Here is a 22,795-nt window from a genome sequence, read left to right as displayed (position 1 = left end):
AGCCCTGCCCCGGCCTTTGTGCCGGGGTAAACCCAAATTAGTTATACCTGGAGCACCCTACAATGACACAGGTTTCAACTTCTGCACCTGCCGCCATGACCCAACAAGAGCGCTCGATTTTGAAACGCGTCGCTGGGGCATCGGCAATCGGTACTGCCGCTGAATATTATGACTTTTTCGCCTATGGCACTGCCGCGGTACTTTTTTTCGGTCAGCTATTTTTCCCCAGTACCGATCCGTTAGTCAGTACGTTGGCAGCTTTTGCCACCTACGCTGTGGGATTTCTGGCGCGCCCGCTGGGCGGGATCGTATTCGGGCATATCGGCGACAAAGTCGGGCGTAAAAAAGCCTTGGTGATCACTATTCTGATTGTCGGTCTTGGCACCTTCTGCATCGGGCTGCTGCCGACCTATGAAAAAATCGGCTTTTGGGCACCCGTGCTGCTGATACTGATCCGCGTACTGCAAGGCTTTGGGGTCGGCGGTGAGCAGGCTGGAGCGGTTTTGATGACCGCAGAATATTCGCGCCCCGAACGCCGTGGCTTCTTCGCCAGCTGGGTGCAAATTGGCGCGCCGCTAGGCTTCCTGCTGCCCTCGGCGCTGTTTGCCGTGCTCAATTCTCAGCTTAGCCCCGAACAAATGCTAGCCTGGGGATGGAGAATTCCTTTCCTTATCAGCCTATTACTGGTAATCGTCGGGCTGTTCATCCGCCTTAGAATTGATGAATCGCCGGTATTTGCCGAGATCCGTCAAACCAAAGCGGTGGAATCCCGGCCGGTGGTCGAAGTCATTCGCCTCTATCCGGGCATTATTATTAAAGGGGTCTGCGCCAAACTGATCGAGGCCTGTGCTTTTGCAATGTTCACGGTGATCGTGCTGGCCTTCGGCAAAGCCAATCATCTCAGCGCCAGTATTTTGCTGGATGCGATGATTGTGGCCGTGATCCTCGAAATATTTTCTATCCCATTGATGGGTAAACTCTCGGACCGTATCGGCAGAAAACCGGTCTACATGGCGGGCGCGGTATTACTGGTGATTGGCATTATTCCGTTCTTTCTGGTGCTCAGGCAGGACACATTCTGGATGACGCAAATCGCGATGATTCTGGCGCTGACCTTTGGCCACAGTATGTGCTACGCGCCGCAAGCATCGTATTTTCCAGAGCTGTTTCCCACTCGCATCCGCTGCAGCGGCATCGCGCTTATCTGGCAGATTGGCTCACTTATCGGCAGTGGCGTGCTCGGGCTTTTGGCGGTCAAAATTCTGCAAGTCACCGGCGGCGATTACCACGGGCTGGCGATTTACATGATGGTGCTGGGGGTCATCTCGATTATTGGACTGATGATGATGCCGGAAACCGCTCCCGGCGTGCGCGGCAGTGAATATCATAGCTGGGGTGAAAAACGCTGAAACTGGACGGGCAATGGAATTTACCGGCGCCCGAACCACACATTCAAGGCCAATATCGATTGCAAAACCTGTTGGAAACTCATGCTATTATGGAGTTATCACCCATTCAAATCGCGCCCTTCGCTATGACAGAATCTTATGAATTGAGCGGTAATGTACCGGTAAATCAGCAAATTTATCGCACTTTGCGACAGGACATTGTCGCCTGTGTGATAGCGCCGGGTGCATTTCTTTCGGAAAAGGAAATTTCAGCACGATTCAATGTCTCACGGCAGCCGGTTCGTGAAGCTTTTATCAAGCTGGCGGAAGCCGGACTGGTACAGGTGCTGCCACAGCGCGGTACTTTTGTGATGAAAATCTCCGCCAAACGCGTGGCCGATGGCCGTTTTATCCGCGAAGCGCTGGAAACAGCAGTCATCCGCCGCGCGGCCAGCGTGGTAACCGAACAGGATTTATCACTGCTCGCACACAATCTTCAGCGACAAGAGCTGGCGGCCAAGAGCAATCAGGCACAGGAATTTTTGCAGCTCGACGACGAGTTTCACCGTCTGATTGCGCAAATTATCGACTGCCGACTGGCCTGGGAAACCATCGAGAATATCAAGGCCACCATGGACCGAGTGCGCTTCTTCTCGCTTAGCAAGGTCTCGCCGCCAGAGAATCTGATCGCGCAGCACTACAATATTTACGCCGCCTTGCAGGCAAGAAATCCCGATGCAGCCGAGCAGGCTTTGCGAGCCCATTTGCAGGAAATGATCTTCTCGATAACCCCCATTGCCGAGCAGAACAGCGAATGGTTTGAGGTGGAATAAGCGTAAAAGAGTGCGATCTGCGCCACGATTTTTGCAGTTCATCGCAACCTGTATGACAGCCTGGAGTAAGCTGTAAACCATGTTTCTCAGGCTGGTAACGTGCTATGACCGCGATCGATGCTTTAGCCTCACCGCTGCAAAAACTTTATTACAACGCTCAGAATACCCTGGCTTTATCAGATCTTGATGAAGAAAAAATCAGCCAGATAGCCCGCGACCTTGATAGCGCCAGCAGTGATGAAGAGCACTATGTCACAGGCTGGATGGCACTTAATTCCGTGGTGCTGATTCGCCGTTACCAAAACAACCGAGGCAGCGCCGATGGTCTGGTCTTCACCCGCGCCAATAAATATCGCCTTAGCGTGCAATCGGTGATGTTCCGCATTCCTAAACCCTTGCTCTGGGTGACTTTCCGCCGCCGTCCACGGACCATGAAAGTGATTACTTACAATCGCTTGGGCAGCCAGCAAGATAGCCTGCAACAGTTTGATAATATTCAGGAAGAAGAATTAAAACAACAGCTGGAGGCGGATTGGCGCGAGCTGAATGACTATCTTGGTTTAGCCTGCTGGCAGCGAGAAAACGGCCAACCTTTGTGGAATGCGTTGCAGAAAAACGTCTCGCCAGAAAGGATCTTAAAACTTTGTCAGAGCCATTTTTTCACTCACAGCAGGCTGCAAAAAGAGGGAGATTTTGAAGGGTTGTGGCATAGGGGCCTGTTTATTGCCCGTCGCGGCGACGGTGCGGCTGCATTGCAGCTGTCATGGCAAAATACGCAAACGCAGGAGGTGGCCAGCTATCTTTTCGAGATCTTCAAGAAAGACACTGGCCCTACCCGCCTGCGGCTTTCGCTCAGGCCGGGCAAACAGGAAAAGTTCTACCCGCTCAACCCGTTTGACGCGCAACACTTATACGACGCGATGCAGATGTTTGAACGCGCCGAAGGTGCCCTAGGCGTCCTTGAGCAAAAGTCTTACCACCAACGATGAAAATGATGTACCGGGCCAATACCTTCACCGACCTCAAGTGAATCCGCCTGCTGTAGCGCCTGTTGCAGATATGCTTTCGCGGCGCTGACAGTGTCAATCCAGTTGGCATTTCTAGGTCTGAGCGCGGCAAGCGCAGCGCTCAAGGTACAACCGGTGCCATGAGTATGACGGGTTGCTACGCGCGGTGCGGTAAACCGTTGGTGATAGTGAGCGGTCATTAGCCAGTCTGGACTTTCATTATCGCTTAAATGCCCACCTTTCATTAATACCGCTTCACAGCCCAGCTCCAGCAGCGCTTCACCCTGACGGCACATTTCTTGCTCGGTGGTGGCCATTTCACAATCCAGCAGCGCAGCAGCTTCAGGAAGATTAGGCGTAATCAGCGAAACCTGCGGCAGCAGCCATTTGCGCAGCGCTTCAACGGCATCAGGCGTCAGCAGCGGGTCGCCACTTTTCGCCAGCATTACCGTATCCAACACCACAAAGACCGGGGCTTTTTCCAGCATGCGATAATAGCGCAAACGTTCCGCCACGACTTCCACCACCGCAGTATTGGCCAGCATGCCAATTTTGGCGCTGTCGATGCGCACGTCGCTTAATACTGAATCGAGCTGCGCGCCAACAAAGCCAGGTTCAATGTTATAAACCGACTGCACACCACGGGTATTTTGCGCCACTAACGCGGTGATAACACTGGTGCCGTAGGCCTCCAACGCCGAAAAGGTTTTCAAATCTGCCTGAATCCCTGCTCCACCGCTAGGATCGGTACCCGCAATGGTTAATGCATTGATGCGCTGACTCATAGCTCACCTACCCTGAAATTTTTAGCAGTGAGCCGTTTGGCGTCGAGGGAATAAAGCGCGTCAAGGAAAGCTGGCTGGAAGCTGCCGGGTCCTTTGGCCTCCTGGCTGGCGATTTCTCCTGCACAGGACATCACCCGACAGGCCGCCGCAACATTGGATAACCTGTCGCCCGGAAGAGAAACAAAGGCCGCAACTACCGCCGATAGCGCACAGCCGGTACCAACAACCTTCGTCATCAACGCGTCGCCACCAGAAACCGCGCAGGTATTTTCGCCGTAGCAGATATAATCGATTTCACCTGTTACCGCGACTATCGCTCCGATCTGCAGAGCCAGGCTTTGCGCTGCGGGTAATGCGGCTAATGAAGTATCGGCACTGTCGACGCCACGACCAGAAGCTGCCAGCCCGCTGAGGGCCATGATTTCAGAAGCATTACCCCGGATTGCCGCAGGACGGAGTCTGATAATTTCCTGACAAAACTCTGAGCGCCAGCTGAGTGCGCCGACCGCTACGGGATCAAGCACCCATGGTTTACCCGCATTATTGGCGGCGTGGATGGCGGCTAGCATGGATTGGGCGCGAGAGTCGGTCAAGGTGCCGACGTTTACCAGCAGGGCGCTGGAGATTGCGCTGAACTGCGCGGCCTCGCGGGAGTCAATCACCATCGCAGGTGAAGCACCGAGGGCTAAAAGCACATTGGCCGTTATCGACTGCACCACGTCATTGGTCATGCAATGTACCAAAGGCGAGGCCTGACGAAGCTGGTTTAAGGCATCCGCGGCTTTTTCACCGGGAAAGGCTGAAGGTCGAGTGGTCATAAATTTCCCCACCGGCGTTCAAGAAGGGGTACCGGGTGGAGATACCACGACTTCCCTACGCTGGCATTATCCAGATCAGGTAATACGGGTATTTCTCAGCCTTCACGAAGAAGGGCACCCCGAGTCATTAATGCTTATAGTACTAAATAATTATGCAGTACTTGATAATTATGGAGCAGCGACGGTATGACCTTCGCCAACATAACTATATCCATGGGCTTCCATGAATTTTGATACCGCTAATTCAGCAGTAGAAATCACTTCTGCAAGCGGCAAATTAGCATCGATATTTATAACTTCTGAACCAACAAAGTTCAGTAAAGGAACGACTGCAATTTTTTTAGCCAGCGAGTTGCGGCTATGATCCGGCTTGCGCGCACAGGCAACATCAAGGTCAACATTAAGTTTGATGACCAGGTCAGGCTTCTGCTGAGTCATCCATTCAAAAGCTTTCCATTCACGCTGGGCAATCCACTGTACAAAACGATTACCCTTTATCTTTTCAGGAATGGTAGGACCATCAAAGGCGCTTGGAATTTCAACTTGTGGAAAACGGTCAGATAATATGATGTTACCCTGCTGGCGTAACGCCAGCATACGACGAAAGCGCAATAGTCGACGTATAACAAAAATCATGATTACCGAAGCAGCCAACGGGCCTGGCGCGGCCTTATCAACCTTGACTTTATTATTCGCAATCGACTTTTTAAGAAAACGTCCCATGAAGGGAAACTTGACAACGACGCGTTCGACATTACCCGCCTGTTTTCCCAGGTGAACCATTTCAGCCGGGCCATATTTTTCAACGCAGGTAATAAGATGTTCACAGACAGTGGATTTACCAGAACCATCGCTGCCAATCACCGATATTAGCGGTGGAAGCTTAGAGTGCATAAAAATAATCTCTCCAGAATATACTCCCAATAATATACCATTGGTAAACAAGGATGTCGCTGAAGGTAGCTCTTATAGCTAATAGCAAGGGGAAAAAATATTTTGAAGGGCCGGTCGATTAGCATAGAATAGTTTTTTTAAAAAATTAGGTTTTTGATGTGAGTCAACAGATTAGAGCCATTGCTAATCATCCCCCTGTGCGAGTGATAGCGATAACAGGTTGTGATGGTTCAGGTAAATCGACTTTAGCAGCCAGCTTGGTAAGCCAACTTTCTTCGCAATACCCAACGGAATCACTTTACCTTGGTCAGTCCTCAGGACGTATCGGTGAATGGATTAGCGAACTTCCGATTATTGGTGCTCCTTTTGGCCGTTATTTGCTAAAGAAGTCTGAAAAAGTTAACGACCGCCCTTCTGCTCCTCCAGGTAATGTAACCGCGCTGGTGATCTACTCACTTTCCTGCTGGCGAGCTTACAAGTTCCGTAAGATGTTGAAGAAGAGTAAACAGGGTCTTTTGCTGGTTACCGATCGCTATCCTCAGGCCGAAGTTGCCGGTTTCCGTTTTGATGGCCCGCAGCTTCCTAAAGTCATGGGGGGTAATGCCTGGGTCTGCGCTCTAAGAAAGCGTGAGCAAGAACTGTATCAATGGATGGCCTCTTATCCGCCTCTGTTATTGATTCGACTTGATATCGATGAACAAACGGCACATTCACGCAAGCCCGATCACAAGCTTGAAGCATTGCGTGACAAGATTAGGGTTATACCTGGTCTTACTTTTAATGGTGCGAAGATCCTGGACTTGGATGGTCGAGAGCCCGCAAGTAAGATCCTCGATGAATCGTTAATTGCGATTCAATCCTCTCTTACGTAGTCACGAGTTCAGGCTGGTGATTACCTTTTAATACTAAAGTAAATGCAAACAGATAGATTAAACACTGAAAGCGAAAAGTCACCGGCCTATATTCCTGGATTTATTGCGGTAGTAGGCTGTGACGGCACCGGAAAGTCTACGCTGACTGCAGACCTGGTAAAAAACCTGCAACAGCAATTTAAAACTGAGCGTCGTTATTTAGGCACAATTTCCGGCGAAGATGGCGATAAAATCAAGCGCCTGCCAATTATTGGTGTCTGGCTGGAACGTCGCTTGGCAACAAAATCCGCCAAAACTCAGAGCATGAGCAGTAAAGCTCCAGCACTCTATGCGGCATTGATTATGTACGCGCTTTCATTCTGGCGTAAGGGCAATTTGCATAAAGCAAAGCTTTTGGCAGAGAGTGGTGTGTTGGTGATTGGCGATCGTTACCCGCAGGACGAGATTTCAGGTTTTCACTATGATGGGCCTGGCATTGGCGTGGAAAGGGTGACGGGCTGGTTTATGACTCGCCTGGCAAAAAGGGAGCGCAAGCTATATCAAGAGATGGCCAAGTGCCGTCCTGAATTAATCATTCGTCTTGATATCGATGCAGATACTGCTTTTTCTCGTAAACCTGACCACAGCTATCAAGAGTTACAGGACAAAATCGAGATTATGGTTAAGCTCAATTACAACGGGACCAAAATTCTAGATTTGGACTCCAGAGCGCCATATAAAGAAGTGTTGGAAAAAGCGATGAATGCAGTGACTGCTGTGGCTGTCGATTCACAGCGCGCGCAACAAGTTGCAAGTAATCAACCAAACCAGCCTGCTTAAACTTCCTTTCTAAATGGCACTTAATCCGCGTTGAGTGCCATTTTTTCGTGCATAAATTATTTATGCATCGTGTATTAAAGTAAAATCGTTAACCAAATTATTATCGTCATGACTATGGCGACTAACTGCGCCGCGCCGCCGATATCTTTTGCTCGCTTGGATAAAGGGTGAAGCTCGAATGAAATGCGGTCTACCACAGTTTCGATAGCCGTATTAAGCAACTCAACGACCAGCAAAAAGAAACAGCTGGAAATTAAGATCAGCCGCTCCATCTTGGTGACGTCTAAAAATAGCGCAATAACCACAAATGCCGAGCTAATAATAAACAGCTCACGAAATGCATTTTCTGTTAACAAAGCATCAACAAGACCATCCAGAGAATTTTTTATACTGGTTGTTAATCGCTTGATTCCAGTCTTCTTTTCCAATGCCATCAATATTTGCTCTTGTAACAACCAAAATGACCAATAGTTTCTCAACTAATAAGCAGTTTTGATATTCTAATTTTTTTGTGTTCTTAAACATAGTACTTAAACCGACCATCGGCCATACATTATGTGGCCTTGACTTGTAATTAGTCAAAGCCACTTTCCAATAGACTCACACAGTAAGTTTATGACCGCTACCCTGCAGGTATGGTTTAGAGTTGTTTCTCGTACAGGCGGTAGCGTTTATACGGGACAGCGCCAATTTTTTCAAGAATGGTGCGCATGCCGGTATTAGTCTCAAGGATCCAGGACATTTCTAACGCTTCAATTTTGCGGCGCTCAAACGGGTCATGTAACGCTTCAATTAACAGCAGCGCGATAATCGGCCCCATTCGGCTGAAGTGATGCTCCTGACGAACGCCCATCAATGGCACTCGAGCGGTACGTGTACCACTCACTTTCAGGCGCCATAACAGCTTCGCCCAGCCGAAAGGTAATAAACTACCTTTAAGGCCGGTAATTGCCTCATTGATATTTGGCAAACCTACAATAAAGGCGACAGGAACGGCGTCAATCTCTGCGATATAAATCAGGTCGTCAGGCACCAGATATTTTAGCTGATCACCCATGGTAGAAAACTCATGCTCGGTAAACGGCACAAAGCCCCAGTTGTTCTGCCATCCGGAGTTAAAGATATCGCGCAAGACCTGCATTTCCTGGCTAAAGTTCTTGCGGTTGACCTGACGAACAGTGACTTTTTTACGCACGTTCGCCATCAACTTGTTTAATGATGGAGTGAAATGCAGGTCAGTACGCTTCATCCAATAAGCCAGCAAATCTATACCTTGAGTATATCCCTGCTGCTCTACACGGTCGCCGTAATAAGGTTTGCCGTGAGTCATCATTGCAGAAGGTGGAGTATCGAAGCCATCGATAAGCAGGCCGCTTTCCTGATTGATATTCAGACTAAAAGGTCCGGTAATCTTTGTCGCGCCTTTTGACTTTAACCAATCTTCCGCCGCAGCAAATAACGCACTAAATACTTCAGGGTCATCAATAGCGTCAATCATTCCAAAATGGCCAGTATCCTGGCCATAAAGTTCGCGGTGTAAGCTGTCAATTTGCGCAGTGATACGACCCACAACTTTATCGTCTTTTTTAGCGATCCATGCCTGCCATTCGATATGTTCAGTACCAGGATTTTTCTTGGAAAGATGCTCCTCACGCTCTAAATTAAGCGGATCAATCCAGTTAGGATCGTCTTGGAATAGAGTCGAAGGAAAAACAATAAATTGCTTTAACTCACGCTTATCAATGACTTTTTCGATACGAATCATAATCACCACTAAATCTCAGAATTTGCTATAAAAACACACAATAAACCAGCCAATATTATCCAGTCTGGGATCTATTGATGCTTAACATTTACCCACCCGTCTACCGGCAAAAAATAATTATTTTTTAGACAGGCATGGCCCAAATTGAATCCCTGTTATAATTGGTCTCGCGCCCATAAAGGCAACTAAAAAGGGGCATAATGCCGAACACGCATATCTGCACGTTAGGCATATTATGCTTAGCATTATTATGCGAAGCACGAATGGGGGACGCTTGGCGCGCCAATTGGAAACACTAAAAACAATAAATATCTTAGTGACATTAACTAGAAAAGCATTACTATCGTTTAGCACTTAATGCTCTATCGATGTAAAGAATGGAACTTTTCTATCCTGACCCCTTGAAACCACACAATAAGAATAGAACAATCTTTAAATTCGATATAGTCTTAATTATTCGTCTAATCACCAACGGCGGTTTCCATGGCTGAATCCATGCGTTTACTGACATCCACGTTGGGGTTAATCAGGTTTTCAGCGCCAAAACTCAGTCTCGAAATAGAGCCATGAAGAAATTTTTCGTGCAAATTTTTAAGCTGAACTATGTTTATCTGAAAGTACCCGCTCAATGCAGCAATGGTGCTGGCGCAATTTGCATCTTCTCAAGGACCTATAGATGCAGTCACATTAGTGATCTCGACAGGAACTGTCAGCAACTCATTTTTATCTATGGTTTTGAATAATTTGGGACATAGAATGATAAATCAATCACGATTCCATACAAATTGTTTCAAAAACCATATCTCTTACACGAAAAGTTACATGTATTATCAGGTGTTTTAAATATATGGAAGCGTTGTATATGTCCCCAACAAGCTCTACCCACGCTCTTCCCATGCGCTACGCAGATTTCCCAACCTTAGTGGATGCTTTAGATTACGCAGCCCTGGGAAATACTGGGATGAATTTCTACGATCGACGCAATCAGCTCGTTGCCGCGCTAGAATATCGCACGCTTAAAGAACGCGCGATTACCGGTGCAAGACGTCTGTTATCACTGAACCTTAATAAAGGTGACCGTGTTGCGCTCATTGCAGAAACGAGTGTTGGATTCGTAGAAGCCTTCTTTGCCTGCCAATATGCCGGCCTGGTTGCCGTGCCGCTGGCCATTCCAATGGGTATTGGGCAAAGCGCTACATATATTGAAAAACTCCAGGGCTTATTAAAGAGCTGCAAGCCTGCTGCAATTATTAGCAGTGATGAATGGTTGCCGCTAATTAGTACTGCTCGCAGTGAGGATTCTTCCCCTATTCATATCCTCAGCAATGCAGATTTTAATGCCTTGCCAGAGAAAGAAATTGAATTGCAAAAGCCCTCTCCGGACAATATTGCGTATTTGCAATATACCTCTGGCAGCACGCGCTTCCCTCGTGGCGTAATAATTACTCAAGGGTCTGCCATGGCTAACCTGAAAGTTATTAGCCACGACGGAATCAAATTACGCGCAGGCGATCGTTGCGTCTCCTGGTTGCCGTTCTATCACGACATGGGCCTGGTTGGTTTTGTGCTGACTCCAATGGCAACCCAGCTGTCTGTGGATTATCTGCGTACCCAAGATTTTGCAATGCGCCCAATGCAATGGCTGAAACTGATCACCAAAAACCGTGGCACTGTGTCGGTAGCTCCGCCGTTTGGTTACGATATCTGCCTGCGTCGCAGCAATGAGAAAGAATTGGCTGAACTGGATCTTTCCAGCTGGCGTGTAGCCGGTGTGGGTGCAGAACCTATCCCGTCAGAATTGCTGAATCAATTCAGTGAACATTTTGGTCAAGTCAAGTTCAGCAGCAAGGCCTTTATGCCATGCTACGGCCTCGCAGAGAACACGCTGGCAGTTAGCTTCTTTGATGACACCACTGGCCCGAAAGCCAATGAAATCGACCGTGATATTTTAGAGTACAAAGGTAAAGCGGTTGCACCGACTAAAAATACTCGTGCAACAGTCACCTTTGTAAACTGCGGCAAGGCGCTTCCTGGTCACAATATCGAGATCCGCAGCGAATCTGGCTCTCCATTGCCAGAGCGCGAAGTGGGACATATCTGTATTTCCGGGCCGAGCCTGATGAGCGGATATTTCCGCGACGATGCTTCGCAGCAGCAAATTCAGGCACAGGGATGGATGGATACTGGTGATTTGGGCTATCTGCTCGACGGCAATCTGTACGTCACGGGTCGTAAAAAGGATCTGATCATTATTCGCGGGCGTAATATCTGGCCGCAGGATATTGAATACGTTGCAGAATCAGAGCCAGAGATTCGCTCTGGAGACGCCATCGCTTTTGTGACCACTCAGGAACACGATGAAGGCGCGAAGATTATTTTGCAGATCCAGTGCCGCGTTAGCTCTGAAGAGCGTCGTGAGCAAATCATTCACTCACTGACCTCTCGTATTCAGAGTGAATTCAGCGTCGCTGTTGATATCGTTCTGCTGCCACCGCACAGCATCCCGCGTACCTCTTCCGGGAAGCCAGCCCGTGCCGAAGCCAAGAAACGTTATCTTACTGAGCTAATCGGCGCTCCGGACCTTCGATTAGCAGGCTATGCTCAATGACAAAAACGGTCGCAGTAACAGGTGTGACCGGGTTTATCGGCAAGCACATCGTTGAGGATCTTCTCTCGCGCGGTTATATCGTGCGAGCTTTAACCAGAAAACCACGAACATCTGCAACCCCTAATCTGGTTTGGGTTCATGGTTCTCTGGAAGATAAGGATTCTCTCTCGGCGCTGGTTAACGGCGCTGAAGATGTCGTGCATTTAGCGGGCATGGTGCGCGGTAGTACTGAGCAAACCTTTACTGATTGCAACGTAACAGGCAGCCTTCGCCTGATGCAGGCTGCAAAAGAAAGCGGCAGCTGTAAGCGTTTTCTGTTCATGTCCTCTCTTGCTGCACGCCACCCCGAGCTTTCCTGGTACGCCAACTCAAAACATGTTGCCGAACAGCAACTTATGGCCATTTCCTCTGACATCTCCCTGGGTATTTTCCGTCCAACGGCTGTTTATGGACCCGGCGACAAAGAGCTAAAACCGCTATTTAGCTGGCTCTTGCGCGGCATTCTCCCCCGCCTCGGTTCCCCTGACGCTCAACTCTCGTTTATTCACGTGAGCGATCTCGCCGAAGCTGTTGGCCAATGGTTAACAGTCGAACAATCACATAATCAATCTTATGAACTATGCGACGGCGTCTCTGGTGGTTATAATTGGACGCGCCTGCAAGAAATAGGCGCAGCGGTGCGTAAGGGTAAAGTACGCGTAATCGGAATTCCTTTACCTTTGCTTAAAGGCCTCGCCGATATCAGCATGCTTTTAAGCCGGTTAGCAAGAAAAGAACCGATGCTAACCCACAGCAAAATCCGCGAATTAACCCATCAGGACTGGTCAGCAAGCAACACTGGCCTTTCCGAATCTATTAATTGGTTTCCCAAGATTAGTTTAGAGCGCGCGCTGCGTGATGGACTATATTGATTATCTTGACTAAAGGTATGTAAGAGTTTCTATGCTAAATCGTGAAGTTTTGATGGACTATATTCTGGAGTGCTTACAGGGTATGGTCTCAGGCAATCCAGAGATAAAGCCTGAAAGTGATCTCGTCAATGATCTTGGCCTAGAGTCCATAAAGGTGATGAGCCTGCTGATGATGTTAGAAGACAAGCTGGATATTTCGATTCCTATCAATATCTTACTTAACGTCAGAACTCCTGAACAGCTGCTGGACGCGCTGATGCCACATCTGGAGAGCACCAATGGGTCTTTATGATAAATTTGCCCGCCTGGTAGGCGAGCGTAAACAGTTTCAGGACTCAGGTCTGAATCCGTTTGGCACTTGTATTGATGAGATTTACTCGGCAACACAAGGGCGCATTGGCGATAAGAAAATCGTTCTGGCCGGCACCAATAACTATCTGGGCATGACCTTCAATGAACAAGCTATTGCCGACAGCAAAGCTGCATTGGATGCCCAGGGCACGGGTACTACCGGATCGCGTATGGCTAACGGTAGCTACGGTTCGCACCTTGCGTTAGAGCAAGAGTTATCAGAATATTTCGACCGCCCTACTGCCATCGTATTTTCTACCGGCTACACGGCTAACCTGGGTGTTATCAGCACGCTGGCTGGCCCTGACGCCGTGGTATTGATTGACGAAGACTCCCACGCAAGCATCTATGACGCCTGTGCTTTGGGTGGCGCGCAAATTATTCGCTTTCGTCACAACGACGCCAAAGATTTAGAGCGCCGCATGGTGCGCCTGGGCGAACGTGCCAAAGACGTAATCATCATTGTTGAAGGCATCTACAGCATGCTCGGTGACGTCGCTCCTTTGGTCGAAATCGTTGACATCAAACGTCGCCTCGGTGGCTATTTGCTGGTTGATGAAGCGCACTCCTTTGGCGTGATGGGCGCAACCGGTCGCGGTCTGGCTGAAGAGCTTGGCGTTGAGAAAGACGTCGATATCATTCTCGGCACTTTCAGCAAAAGCCTGGCTTCTATTGGCGGCTTTGCAGTGGGTGGCGAAGATATGGAAGTGTTGCGCTACAGCAGCCGTCCTTACATCTTTACCGCCTCACCCTCTCCCGCAAGCATCGCTTCTGTGCGTTCATCCCTGAAAAGCATCAAGGAGAACCCAGGCTTGCGTGACAAGCTCTGGAGCAATGCGAATCGCCTTTATAAAGGTCTTGCGGCACTTGGCTATGAATTGGGTCCGCGCATCAGCCCGGTAGTCCCAGTGATGATCGGCTCAAAAGAAGACGGTCTGCGCCTGTGGCGTGACCTGATCGCCAACGGCGTCTATGTGAATTTGGTATTGCCACCCGCAGCACCGGCAGGCATCACACTGCTGCGTTGCAGTGTCAATGCAGCACACAGTGATGAAGAGATCGATACCATCATTCAGGCTTTTGCTGACCTGAAAAAGTAATGACCTGAAAAGTAACAGCGATAAAAGTATTCTTCATGCTGCTCATTGATTCACAATGAGCAGCATGCCTTCCAGATATTCCCCGCATCTTCGCATTATGCTTTTTGCAGCAAAACCTCGAGAGTCGGCAGAATTTTCATTCTTTATCAGGTACCAGACTTGCTGTCATTTAGCAGTTTATGCAGCAGCGTAATCACCTGCACCACTTCTTTCGGGCTAAGAGCCCCATCTTTTGACCACTGAACGCGCCCGTCTTTATCCAGTACAAAAACAGAAGTATCCTCATCCAGCTGCCAGGTTTTAAGGCCAAGGCCATTGCTGTCGATGATAAATTGCGCCCAGGGATAATGTCGTTTATTTTTTTCGATTTTACCGCGAACGAAAATACCGGTGCCTAAAACGGCGTCGCCAGAGTTGACGATAGTGGTGGGTTGAAAACGATCGGTAGGAAGATTGGCAGCCTCAACGGCTTTAATCAGGAGTGAATTTTTTTTTTAGCCGAGCTGCGCCCAGCGATGTACTGAACGATACGAACTTTTCCGTCAAACTGCGAGCTATCCCAACTTTTATAACTGATATCGTCATTGCTGCCGAGTATTAACTCACCCATGTCGGCAATTTTTAACGGTGGGACTCGTTGGCCGTCAACCAAGTCATTGGCTGATGCCATCATAGGTAACAGGAAAAGTGAAACGGTCAGTAATCTACGTAAAGTCATAATATTTCCTTTTGCAGGTGTTCCGACTATCTAGTCTTCTTAACGCTAAAAGCAGGGGAAAAAATCCCCCGGCTCTTTAATCGACTTTCAAACTTATACCGGGCAACGTTCGAGAAGCAGCTCCAACGGTTGTCGGATGTTGTCATCTAACAGCGCCGGCTCCTCATAAGGCCTACGTCCCGAGAGTTTGTCTGCCACCATCACATCATGCCGATCGCCCATTAATCCATTAATATTAGACAAGAATCGGGAGATTTTGTAGGCATCCAGATTGCCTGGATCGATAGATCTCAGCGTGTCGTAATACGATACTTGCTGGCTAATAATCTTGCGCACATCGTGGAATTCGGTCCCCGTCAGCAATGGCTTGGCAATCAGCTGGCGCAGCGTAAGGATTTGCTGCTGGCGGTCGGCAATAAAGCCACTAACCGTATCCAGTTCAGGATGACGCAGCCCATAATGCACCAGCTTCCAGCACGGAAAGCTCAGATACATATACAGGATCATACTGTAACGCGAGATATTTTTCTTGTTGCGGTTGCGGAAAGCATCCTGAAAATGTCCAAGAAAAACAGTGGTCTGGCGGAACATCGAGCTAGACATATGACTTTTGCTGTACAACCGCTGGGCGAAGCGCAGATGCTTGTAGCGAGCACGGATATATTTGTACTGCATCCGTTCTGCCTCGGTGAATCCGTTGCCTCTGGCTAGCTTACGCACCAGCCCCAGTAGCTCCGGGCGGTCAAAACCGTCCTCCCAAAACTGCAGGCACAATGCATAGTTATCGTTAATATTTTCCTGGGTACAATTAAAATCAATAACTTCCGGCAGGGTGGCATCTTGATTGACGATGTCATCTTCATCTACCGCAGTAAATAATAGTTGCAACGTTTCTGGTGAAAACTTTTTCCACTTCTTACTGCTTGTCATTTAGTAGTCTCTACGGGGGCGCTAAAGCCCAGTGAATAGCGGTGACGGTAAACCCATAAAGTCGGGATGAGAGACAATAGCACGTCTAAACATTGCCCCCCAAAGTAGCCCCATGCCGAACCTTCCACGCCAAAAGCGTGAGACAGTCCAACGAGCAGTACGATATATGAAACTGATGCGACGATCTGCGCCGTCAAATAAGCTTTCTGCTTACCGGCCATCAACAGCAATGCTTCCTGCGGGAAGCCCACCATTGATACAATAATCGCGGTCAGCATAATTTGAATCAAACTATAGGCTTCGAGATATTTATGCCCAAACACCACCGAAATTAATGGCTTGCCTACGCTAATCACCAATACGGCGACTAAAATACCGACACCACCGGCTAATACTGCCGAGCGCAGTCCCAGTATCCAAGGCCTTTTAGTGCGCGGATCGAGACGCATAATTTCAGGATAGAAGCTTTTTTCCAGTAACTTGGCTGGTGCTCCGGCCGCATCAAAGAAAGTCATCGCAATTTTGAACAGACCAGCCGCTGCCGGGCCAAGAATAATACCGACTAATACCGTGCTGCATGAGTTACGGGCAGCCCAGATAGAATGCGAAATGTTAGTTGCCCAGACAAAGTTCCAGGAGCCTTCAATATTACGCGCGGCCTTGAACAGGCTCGGTTTTAACGCATTGTGGATATCTCGGCGGGCCAGTTCACGTCTTGCAAACCACCAAAATAGCGTGCCGCCAAACAGGTTTGAGACATACCAGGTGATAACAAAGCCTTCGAAACCAAAATTGCCGAAATAGGCAATCACGCTACCAATGGCAATCAGTAAAGGCTTGACGGCCTGCTGGATGGCAATTAAGTCAAAACGATCAAACGCCCTCAAAATACCGGTAGGAGTCGACGATGTCATGGAAGGAATTAAGGTGCAGTAAAGCAGCGCGAGTTTAAAACTGCCCGCGTCGAGTCCCAAAGAGTGCGAAAGAAACGGCAGCAATGCCATCCCCCCCAGAATTGCAACGGCTCCGCTCGCAATATCCAGGCCGAAAGAAAAAGAGACCACATCACGGAAACGCTGAATGTTTTTGCTTTCCAGTGCCGGTGTGCCAAATTGGACCACGAATTGCCAAGTCTGGAACTTGATAAAATCGCTGACCGCTTTGGTGTAGGCCTGAATAACGATAAGTACCCCAAACATTGCGGGTGACATGCCTTTGCCGGCGCAAGAAAGCGCAATTAAACCGAGTATGGCACTCGCCACATTGCCGGAGCCTAAATAGGCACTGTTACGTATGATGGTGCGAAAAGCGCCATCTGAAAACCATTGCTTCATGTTTAAAACCAGCCATACTAGCCACTTCAGCCAGACTCGGATATTAATCACCCGACAGGGCACTGCCTGCCACGTATATATCAGGCACGACAAACCCAAGATATGAGCCTGGACGCGCCTCGCTCCATGGATGTCCATGGAATTAAAGCCAAAACTGGCAGTGTTCTCTTAACGACATCTGAGCTAAAATCGATTAGCCCCCATTACAAGTGGGCGGTAGGATAAATCAAATTCAGGCCAACCTAAAGGCTTTTGCTACTGTCCAGCATTATTGGACAAGCGTCACGTTTAGGAAACGCTAAACTAGTGGCCGACGTACGCGAAAAACCAGCATTAATAAAAAAGGTCCGAATTCAGCCTGCGTCTCCCTGGTATGAAAAGCCGGTAAGCTCACTGAAAGCATGCATGTGGCCAAAACTGCCCGGCAGCAACGGTATTGGCCAGATTGTCCAGTCACTCAAGTCCGTTAAATACTTTCACAACTCTCCATCTCGAGGGGGGTGATCATATGTTATTTAACAGATACTCTATACGCTATCTTAGATATGTTGGATGTTCGTAATATATGCACTTGATTGAGCGCTACATCATGGGCGAGACCCGTCGGCTTGTGATGATCATCGTGGGTTTTCTAATCTTCATTTTTGCTAGTTATTCAGCCCAACGCTATTTGACTGATGCGGCCAATGGCACCTTGGCCCTGGAAGCAGTGTTCTATATTGTTTTTTTCAAGGTGCTGATTGCATTAGAGATGCTATTGCCGGTCGGCCTTTATGTTTCGGTTGCTGTGGCTTTGGGTCAGCTCTATCACGACTCTGAAATAACGGCCATTTCTGCCGGTGGGGCGAGTCCGCTAAAACTTTATAAAGCGATACTTTACCTTGCCATCCCATTAGGAATATTGGTAACAATACTTTCGATGTATGGCAGACCCTGGGCCTACGCAAAAATCTATGAGTTAAGAGATCAGTCGCAATCTGAACTGGATGTCAGTCATTTGCAGGCCAACAAATTTAACCTTAACGACAATGGCCGCATGGTTTTGGCTCGACATATTGATTCAGCCTCAAATAACCTGACCGACGCGCTGATTTTTGCCCCCAATGGTGACAAAACTTATCTGTTCAGGGCTCAAACAGTCAACGTCATTGATCCCTCACCGACCAACCCTTCTGTGATGCTGCATTCAGGTACGGCTTACCATCTGGACCATAAAGGGAAAGATGACAGCCAACAGATTTATAATAATTTTAATCTGCACTTTAAGCCGATGGCCCAGAGTGCCGATAACAAGAGCAAGTCGGCCTCGATGGCTGCATTGACACATTCAACCGATCCCGCAGACAAGGCAGAGCTTCAGTGGCGAGAAAGCCGTGGAGTAACGGCTATTTTAATGGCAATGCTGGCCGTTTCTCTAAGCCGTACCAGACCACGACAGGGCCGTTTTGCGAAGCTACTTCCGCTGGCGGTGTTATTTACTGCCATTTTTTACGGTGGAAATATCTGCCGCACGCTGGTTGCCAATAACACCCTTCCTGTTATCCCCGGCGTATGGTTAGTTCCTATAATCATGTTTATTGGGTTATTGATTTTGATAGCTCGTGAATCTTCGTTACTGCAGAAACTTTCTCGATGAATATCTTCAGTCGTTACATAATTCGGAACTTATTTATCGGTTTCGCAGCCGCGGCCGCATTGCTGATCCCGCTATTTACCACCTTCGATTTTATCAATGAGCTGGATGATGTCAGCTCAGGCGGATACCGTTGGAGTCAGGCGCTGCTGGTAGTATTAATGAGAGTACCTAGATGGTTAATCGATCTGGGGCCTTTTGTCGCACTGCTTGGCGGTATTGTCGGGCTGGGGCAGTTGTCTAAAAGCATGGAATTGACGGCGATGCGCACTGCCGGATTCTCGATTTTTAGAATCGCCAAAGTCGCACTCACTGCAGGGCTAATTTTGATCGTGGGGCTGGGCGCGCTGGATGAATGGGTTGCTTCTCCCCTGCAACAGCATGCGCTGCAAATTAAAGACACGGCCATGGCCGAGGCGGAAAATAGTTCCAACAATGGCAACGCGCTATGGGCAAGGCATAATGATGAATTTGTCACGGTAAATGCGCTGGATGTTAATAATCAACCGATTGGAATCGAGATATTCAACTACAAGCCTGACCTTTCTTTGGAGTCTTATATTTACGCCAAAAATGCTACCGTTCTGGATAAAGGAATGTGGGAGCTGCATGGCGTAAATCAAAAAACCTGGGTCAACGGGCAGGAAACTGTGGCGATAAAAGACAGTTTGCAATGGCAATCTATCTTCACGGATACCAGCCTTAAAGAGCTCAGCATGCCCAGCGACAGTTTTTCCATTAAACAGCTGAGCCATTACATTAACTATCTGCAGAATACCAATCAGCCGAGTACCGAATTTAAGCTGGCCTTGTGGCAAAAACTGGGAAGGCCAATATTAATCCTGGCGATGATTCTTTTAACTGTGCCGTTTACCTTTAGCAATCCGCGTGCTCCAGGTTTGGGCAGCCGTTTGGCTGTCGGCGTAATCATTGGGTTACTGACCTATATCAGTTATCAAATCATCGTCAATCTGGGATTATTATTTAATCTCAATGTCCAGCTCACCACCCTTGCCCCGCCGGTGTTAATGCTGGCCATTGCTCTAACTCTGGTGTATCGCTTCGATAAACATCACTGACCAAAGTTCGCGGTATGGCTGCTCCGGCGCTATACCGCTCGCTTTCTGCTCTGTGGCCAGGTATTACTCACATCAATACCCGACGGCTTCTGATATATCCCCAGTTTGAAATACCCCGCAGTGGCATACATAAACTCAAAAATATCCGACTGCGTTTCTTCATATTCCGCCCAAAAAACGTTAGACGTAAAACAGTAAATCTCAATCGGCAAACCTTCCGCAGTTGGGCTCAACTGGCGCACGATTACGTACATATCATTGCGGATATCTTCACGCTGTTTCAGATAATCAAGAATATAGCCACGGAACAGCCCAAGGTTAGTCAGGCCATGATCAATAAGCTGCTGGTTTGAGCCAGTCCCCACCCGCTGCTCAAGATACTTGGCCATGCTGGTTATTTTTCCGCTTTCTGTAGACTCTACACTTTCGAGCAATTCTCTAGAGGCAAAGGCAATACTCGACTGGTCGATAAATATACTGCGCTTGATTCGGCGACCGCCGGACTCAAACATCGGTTGCCAGTTGGTATAGGTCTCGGTAATAAAATTCTTGGTCGGCACCTGTGATAGCGTATTGTCCCAATTACGCACACTCACTGAATGCAAAGCAATATCGGTCACTTCACCACTAATATTTCCCGCAGGCATATCAATCCAATCACCTAATTGAACCACGTGAGATGACGATACCTGGATATTAGCTACCAGCGAAATGAGCGTGTGCTGAAATACCAGCATCAGCACGGCGGCCACGGCACCTAAGCTTGAAATAATAATCCCTGGCGATTTATCCGACAGAGTGGCAATTACCAGAATAGTGGCAATGGAAGAGACAACAATCTTGCCGATTTGCACATAGCCTTTAATAGACCCGGCTTTTGCGCCATGTCTTCTGGTGTAGGCATTGATGGTGGTATCCAGCAATTCGTTAATCAGCATCGTAATATTAATAATAAACAAAACGCCGCAAATGGTTCGAATCGCTTCAACCAATGGATTAGGCAATCCATTGATCAGCTGCAACATAAAATAGATGGTCACTACTGGCACCACGTTTGCCAGACGTCGGCTAATTCGTTGTTCTTTAACGTGATCGGTTTGTTTATGAGAATGAAGAATAAAGCGACGAACAATGCCTCGCAGGAAAACTTTGCACACCAGCGATGAAATAAAGCCGGCAATTAACATCAACAGAACGGAGACTAAAGAGAAGGCAATCTGGTTGGCGTAAATCCAGTTCCAAAGGTTTAAAACTTCCTGCATGCTAAAATCCTGTCATCTAAACTATGATGCAGTTGATCATGAAGGATTATGACTATTTTTCTGTACGAAAGATGGGATCTTGCAGCAAATCGGCAGTTATTCCTGCTGCTAATCAGCAATAACCGCCCGTAATTACCTGCCAGGGCAAGCACAGAGGGGGTGCTCACCCAAAATGGGCAGAATCAATTAGAAAATCGACAGCGGGTATTCAACGAAAACGCGAACTTCATTACCGCCGACATTATATGAGGATGCATCGGCAGAAACGCGCAGAATAGAGTAGCGCAGTTTGATTTTCAGGTTTTTGGCAACACCAGATGGCACTTTATATTGGATCTGGTTAAACAACTCATGCTCGTGACCGTTATTGGTTTCTGCGGTTTCAATGTTATCCGCCGTCACGTAAGCCACGTCGTAGGTCAAACCTGGCAGACCGACTTTACCAAGGTCAGCGGAGTAGGCCAACTGAATCGAACGCTCGCCTTTACCGTTGAAATCTGACCAGTAGGAGTTGGAGACATAAATGGAGTTGCCGCCGTCACCCACGCCGCCATTTTTGCCATAACCACCGTAGTTATAACCGGTGCTGCCGGTGCTTTGCTGGTAAGCAATTTTAAAGGTGTGCATTCCCGCAACGTAGCTGGTCGCAAAGCTCCAGATATCATTGTGGCGACCAGTGTCCTGGCTTTCGGCATAGCCCTTGTTAAGGTGAGAGTTATAGCCGTTGAAATCAAAAATCAGAGAATGCTCAGGAGCCAAAGGTTGGGTATAAGTCATGCCCAGATATTGTTTGCTGAGAACACTTTCAACGTTTGAGGCGTAAATCGAGCCGCTTAAACGATCGTTGAACTGGTAGCTAGCGCCGCCAAAGGTCAGGGCATGCAGCCCGCTGTTGTGCTTGTTGCTGCTTTTCTGCTGCTCGGCGGTGAAATGACCGGCAGTAACATCAAGCCCGTCGATTTCCTGCGAGTCGAGCATGACACCCGTGTAAGTTTCATCCAGCAGGCGAGAGCTGTCAGCATTAAGAATTGGCAACACAGGAGCTTGCGTACCGTAGCTCAGAACGGTTTTTGATACGCGCATTTTGGCTCTGCCGCCAATTTTCTCGAGATCATTTTTGGACTGGCCGTCCTGATTCTGCGAGAAGAAATCGATACCCGCGCCGCCTCCCTGCCCCCAACCACCGTCGAGGCGAACCGCATATTGTCCCAGCGCGTCAAAACCAAAACCTACCGGACCCTGAGTAAAGCCTGAGGTAAAGTTGAGGATTGCAGCCTGACCCCACTCATCCCGAGTCTCGGTATTTCCACGGTAATTGCGATCAATAAAGGCATTGCGGAACAAAAGGTCAAGATGACTGTCTGCTATAAAGCCGTTGTTGCTAGCCTGTGAGGGTGTAGTGTCGGCGTAGGCAGACTGCGCACAAAGCGCTGCCAAAAGCGTTAATGGCAAAATTTTTTTCACGGTAAATTAACCCTGTCTTATTGGTATAAAAGCGATTTGTTATATAAATGTATAAAAAGCCAATCTGGAAACCCCTTTTTCCAGAGGCCAAGCATACCTTATTTGCAATTATGACAAAATTAATTTGCGCATTAAACGGGCATCTAAAAGGAAATAAATCTCTTTTAAGCAATTATTGACAAGCATTTTTGGCAGGAGCAAGAATTAAACTGAGTGATTAATCA

20 protein-coding genes, 1 pseudogene and 1 riboswitch are annotated in these 22,795 nt (G+C 48.2%); of the genes and pseudogenes, 11 read left to right on the top strand and 10 right to left on the bottom strand.

Annotated features, from left to right (window positions below; translation table 11 throughout):
• Nucleotides 1-62: 62 nt before the first annotated feature.
• The 3 genes from AB3G37_RS05950 (at nt 63) to AB3G37_RS05940 (ending at nt 3,210) form a co-directional block, all read left to right on the top strand.
• On the top strand, nt 63-1,409 hold the full coding sequence (locus AB3G37_RS05950; protein ID WP_009638137.1) for an MFS transporter: 1,347 nt from the start codon (nt 63-65) through the stop codon (nt 1,407-1,409).
• A gap of 125 nt (nt 1,410-1,534) precedes the next feature.
• The gene (locus tag AB3G37_RS05945) at nt 1,535-2,221 is read left to right on the top strand and encodes a GntR family transcriptional regulator (RefSeq protein ID WP_009638136.1); all 687 of its coding nucleotides are present in this window, start codon (nt 1,535-1,537) and stop codon (nt 2,219-2,221) included.
• A gap of 104 nt (nt 2,222-2,325) precedes the next feature.
• Entirely contained in the window at nt 2,326-3,210 is an 885-nt protein-coding gene (locus tag AB3G37_RS05940; RefSeq protein ID WP_369790017.1) for a hypothetical protein, read from the top strand.
• On the opposite strand, the gene thiD is transcribed toward AB3G37_RS05940, so the two are convergent.
• The 3 genes from thiD to AB3G37_RS05925 form a co-directional block, all read right to left on the bottom strand.
• Nucleotides 3,195-4,013, bottom strand: a complete 819-nt coding sequence (gene thiD, locus AB3G37_RS05935) for a bifunctional hydroxymethylpyrimidine kinase/phosphomethylpyrimidine kinase (RefSeq protein ID WP_369790016.1) — start codon at nt 4,011-4,013, stop codon at nt 3,195-3,197. The two genes, AB3G37_RS05940 and thiD, sit on opposite strands and share 16 nt — an antisense overlap.
• Complete coding sequence (thiM, locus tag AB3G37_RS05930) at nt 4,010-4,831, bottom strand: hydroxyethylthiazole kinase (RefSeq protein WP_369790015.1); 822 nt, start codon at nt 4,829-4,831, stop codon at nt 4,010-4,012. The genes thiD and thiM overlap by 4 nt, the downstream gene beginning before the upstream one ends.
• Nucleotides 4,832-4,866: 35 nt before the next feature.
• A riboswitch (TPP riboswitch) is annotated at nt 4,867-4,963 on the bottom strand.
• Nucleotides 4,964-4,999: 36 nt separating this feature from the next.
• Nucleotides 5,000-5,725 carry a thymidylate kinase gene (locus AB3G37_RS05925; RefSeq protein WP_369790902.1) on the bottom strand — a complete coding sequence of 242 codons (726 nt, stop codon included), beginning with the start codon at nt 5,723-5,725 and terminating at the stop codon, nt 5,000-5,002.
• Between the two features lie 158 nt (nt 5,726-5,883).
• Here AB3G37_RS05925 and AB3G37_RS05920 point away from each other — a divergent pair, with 158 nt between their 5' ends.
• Nucleotides 5,884-6,597 (top strand): hypothetical protein, encoded by a 714-nt coding sequence (locus tag AB3G37_RS05920; protein ID WP_009638131.1) that lies wholly within the window; start codon nt 5,884-5,886, stop codon nt 6,595-6,597.
• Nucleotides 6,598-6,639: 42 nt separating this feature from the next.
• Nucleotides 6,640-7,416, top strand: coding sequence for a hypothetical protein (locus AB3G37_RS05915; RefSeq protein WP_369790014.1), 777 nt, complete (start codon nt 6,640-6,642; stop codon nt 7,414-7,416).
• Between the two features lie 74 nt (nt 7,417-7,490).
• Here the strand turns inward: AB3G37_RS05915 and AB3G37_RS05910 are convergent, their stop codons facing one another.
• Both AB3G37_RS05910 and AB3G37_RS05905 read right to left on the bottom strand, forming a co-directional pair.
• Nucleotides 7,491-7,850, bottom strand: coding sequence for a diacylglycerol kinase (locus AB3G37_RS05910; protein ID WP_009638129.1), 360 nt, complete (start codon nt 7,848-7,850; stop codon nt 7,491-7,493).
• 206 nt (nt 7,851-8,056) lie between these two features.
• On the bottom strand, nt 8,057-9,181 hold the full coding sequence (locus AB3G37_RS05905; RefSeq protein WP_009638128.1) for a hypothetical protein: 1,125 nt from the start codon (nt 9,179-9,181) through the stop codon (nt 8,057-8,059).
• Between the two features lie 862 nt (nt 9,182-10,043).
• Between AB3G37_RS05905 and AB3G37_RS05900 the strand changes: the two genes are divergently transcribed.
• The 4 genes from AB3G37_RS05900 to AB3G37_RS05885 are packed head-to-tail and all read left to right on the top strand — an operon-like array spanning nt 10,044 to nt 14,151.
• Nucleotides 10,044-11,789: a fatty acyl-AMP ligase gene (locus tag AB3G37_RS05900; RefSeq protein ID WP_237713110.1), complete on the top strand. Its 1,746-nt coding sequence runs from the start codon at nt 10,044-10,046 to the stop codon at nt 11,787-11,789.
• Nucleotides 11,786-12,700, top strand: a complete 915-nt coding sequence (locus AB3G37_RS05895) for an NAD-dependent epimerase/dehydratase family protein (RefSeq protein WP_369790013.1) — start codon at nt 11,786-11,788, stop codon at nt 12,698-12,700. The genes AB3G37_RS05900 and AB3G37_RS05895 overlap by 4 nt, the downstream gene beginning before the upstream one ends.
• A 31-nt stretch (nt 12,701-12,731) precedes the next feature.
• On the top strand, nt 12,732-12,992 hold the full coding sequence (locus AB3G37_RS05890; protein WP_009638125.1) for an acyl carrier protein: 261 nt from the start codon (nt 12,732-12,734) through the stop codon (nt 12,990-12,992).
• On the top strand, nt 12,979-14,151 hold the full coding sequence (locus AB3G37_RS05885) for an aminotransferase class I/II-fold pyridoxal phosphate-dependent enzyme (protein WP_369790012.1): 1,173 nt from the start codon (nt 12,979-12,981) through the stop codon (nt 14,149-14,151). The genes AB3G37_RS05890 and AB3G37_RS05885 overlap by 14 nt, the downstream gene beginning before the upstream one ends.
• Before the next feature lie 146 nt (nt 14,152-14,297).
• Here AB3G37_RS05885 and AB3G37_RS05880 read toward each other — a convergent pair.
• The 3 genes and pseudogenes from AB3G37_RS05880 to AB3G37_RS05870 all read right to left on the bottom strand — a co-directional run bounded on the left by AB3G37_RS05880 (nt 14,298) and on the right by AB3G37_RS05870 (nt 17,133).
• Nucleotides 14,298-14,869 (bottom strand): annotated as a pseudogene (locus tag AB3G37_RS05880) (YtfJ family protein).
• A 93-nt stretch (nt 14,870-14,962) separates the two neighbouring features.
• Entirely contained in the window at nt 14,963-15,799 is an 837-nt protein-coding gene (locus AB3G37_RS05875) for a hypothetical protein (RefSeq protein ID WP_369790011.1), read from the bottom strand.
• A complete protein-coding gene (locus tag AB3G37_RS05870) occupies nt 15,796-17,133 on the bottom strand; it encodes a lipopolysaccharide biosynthesis protein (RefSeq protein WP_037379037.1) in 1,338 nt (445 codons plus the stop codon). Before AB3G37_RS05870 ends, AB3G37_RS05875 begins: the two co-directional genes overlap by 4 nt.
• A 565-nt stretch (nt 17,134-17,698) precedes the next feature.
• Here AB3G37_RS05870 and lptF point away from each other — a divergent pair.
• Entirely contained in the window at nt 17,699-18,769 is a 1,071-nt protein-coding gene (gene lptF / locus AB3G37_RS05865) for an LPS export ABC transporter permease LptF (protein WP_009638119.1), read from the top strand.
• Entirely contained in the window at nt 18,766-19,845 is a 1,080-nt protein-coding gene (lptG, locus tag AB3G37_RS05860; RefSeq protein ID WP_009638118.1) for an LPS export ABC transporter permease LptG, read from the top strand. Before lptF ends, lptG begins: the two co-directional genes overlap by 4 nt.
• A gap of 29 nt (nt 19,846-19,874) precedes the next feature.
• Here the strand turns inward: lptG and AB3G37_RS05855 are convergent, their stop codons facing one another.
• Together AB3G37_RS05855 and AB3G37_RS05850 are read right to left on the bottom strand one after the other, a co-directional pair.
• Nucleotides 19,875-21,107, bottom strand: a complete 1,233-nt coding sequence (locus AB3G37_RS05855; RefSeq protein WP_369790010.1) for a mechanosensitive ion channel family protein — start codon at nt 21,105-21,107, stop codon at nt 19,875-19,877.
• 186 nt (nt 21,108-21,293) lie between these two features.
• Nucleotides 21,294-22,571 (bottom strand): OprD family outer membrane porin, encoded by a 1,278-nt coding sequence (locus AB3G37_RS05850; RefSeq protein WP_369790009.1) that lies wholly within the window; start codon nt 22,569-22,571, stop codon nt 21,294-21,296.
• Between the last annotated feature and the right edge of the window lie 224 nt (nt 22,572-22,795).

The organism is Rouxiella sp. WC2420 (assembly GCF_041200025.1).
GTDB lineage: Bacteria > Pseudomonadota > Gammaproteobacteria > Enterobacterales > Enterobacteriaceae > Rouxiella.
This window is presented reverse-complemented; position numbering and strand designations above follow the sequence as displayed.

Bases quoted from the DNA above. Each gene is read 5' to 3' on its own strand.
- AB3G37_RS05950 (WP_009638137.1), top strand. From the start codon at position 63: ATGACACAGGTTTCAACTTCTGCACCTGCCGCCATGACCCAACAAGAG.
- AB3G37_RS05945 (WP_009638136.1), top strand. From the start codon at position 1,535: ATGACAGAATCTTATGAATTGAGCGGTAATGTACCGGTAAATCAGCAA.
- AB3G37_RS05940 (WP_369790017.1), top strand. From the start codon at position 2,326: ATGACCGCGATCGATGCTTTAGCCTCACCGCTGCAAAAACTTTATTAC.
- thiD (WP_369790016.1), bottom strand. From the start codon at position 4,013: ATGAGTCAGCGCATCAATGCATTAACCATTGCGGGTACCGATCCTAGC.
- thiM (WP_369790015.1), bottom strand. From the start codon at position 4,831: ATGACCACTCGACCTTCAGCCTTTCCCGGTGAAAAAGCCGCGGATGCC.
- AB3G37_RS05925 (WP_369790902.1), bottom strand. From the start codon at position 5,725: ATGCACTCTAAGCTTCCACCGCTAATATCGGTGATTGGCAGCGATGGT.
- AB3G37_RS05915 (WP_369790014.1), top strand. From the start codon at position 6,640: ATGCAAACAGATAGATTAAACACTGAAAGCGAAAAGTCACCGGCCTAT.
- AB3G37_RS05910 (WP_009638129.1), bottom strand. From the start codon at position 7,850: ATGGCATTGGAAAAGAAGACTGGAATCAAGCGATTAACAACCAGTATA.
- AB3G37_RS05905 (WP_009638128.1), bottom strand. From the start codon at position 9,181: ATGATTCGTATCGAAAAAGTCATTGATAAGCGTGAGTTAAAGCAATTT.
- AB3G37_RS05900 (WP_237713110.1), top strand. From the start codon at position 10,044: ATGTCCCCAACAAGCTCTACCCACGCTCTTCCCATGCGCTACGCAGAT.
- AB3G37_RS05895 (WP_369790013.1), top strand. From the start codon at position 11,786: ATGACAAAAACGGTCGCAGTAACAGGTGTGACCGGGTTTATCGGCAAG.
- AB3G37_RS05890 (WP_009638125.1), top strand. From the start codon at position 12,732: ATGCTAAATCGTGAAGTTTTGATGGACTATATTCTGGAGTGCTTACAG.
- AB3G37_RS05885 (WP_369790012.1), top strand. From the start codon at position 12,979: ATGGGTCTTTATGATAAATTTGCCCGCCTGGTAGGCGAGCGTAAACAG.
- AB3G37_RS05875 (WP_369790011.1), bottom strand. From the start codon at position 15,799: ATGACAAGCAGTAAGAAGTGGAAAAAGTTTTCACCAGAAACGTTGCAA.
- AB3G37_RS05870 (WP_037379037.1), bottom strand. From the start codon at position 17,133: ATGAAGCAATGGTTTTCAGATGGCGCTTTTCGCACCATCATACGTAAC.
- lptF (WP_009638119.1), top strand. From the start codon at position 17,699: ATGCACTTGATTGAGCGCTACATCATGGGCGAGACCCGTCGGCTTGTG.
- lptG (WP_009638118.1), top strand. From the start codon at position 18,766: ATGAATATCTTCAGTCGTTACATAATTCGGAACTTATTTATCGGTTTC.
- AB3G37_RS05855 (WP_369790010.1), bottom strand. From the start codon at position 21,107: ATGCAGGAAGTTTTAAACCTTTGGAACTGGATTTACGCCAACCAGATT.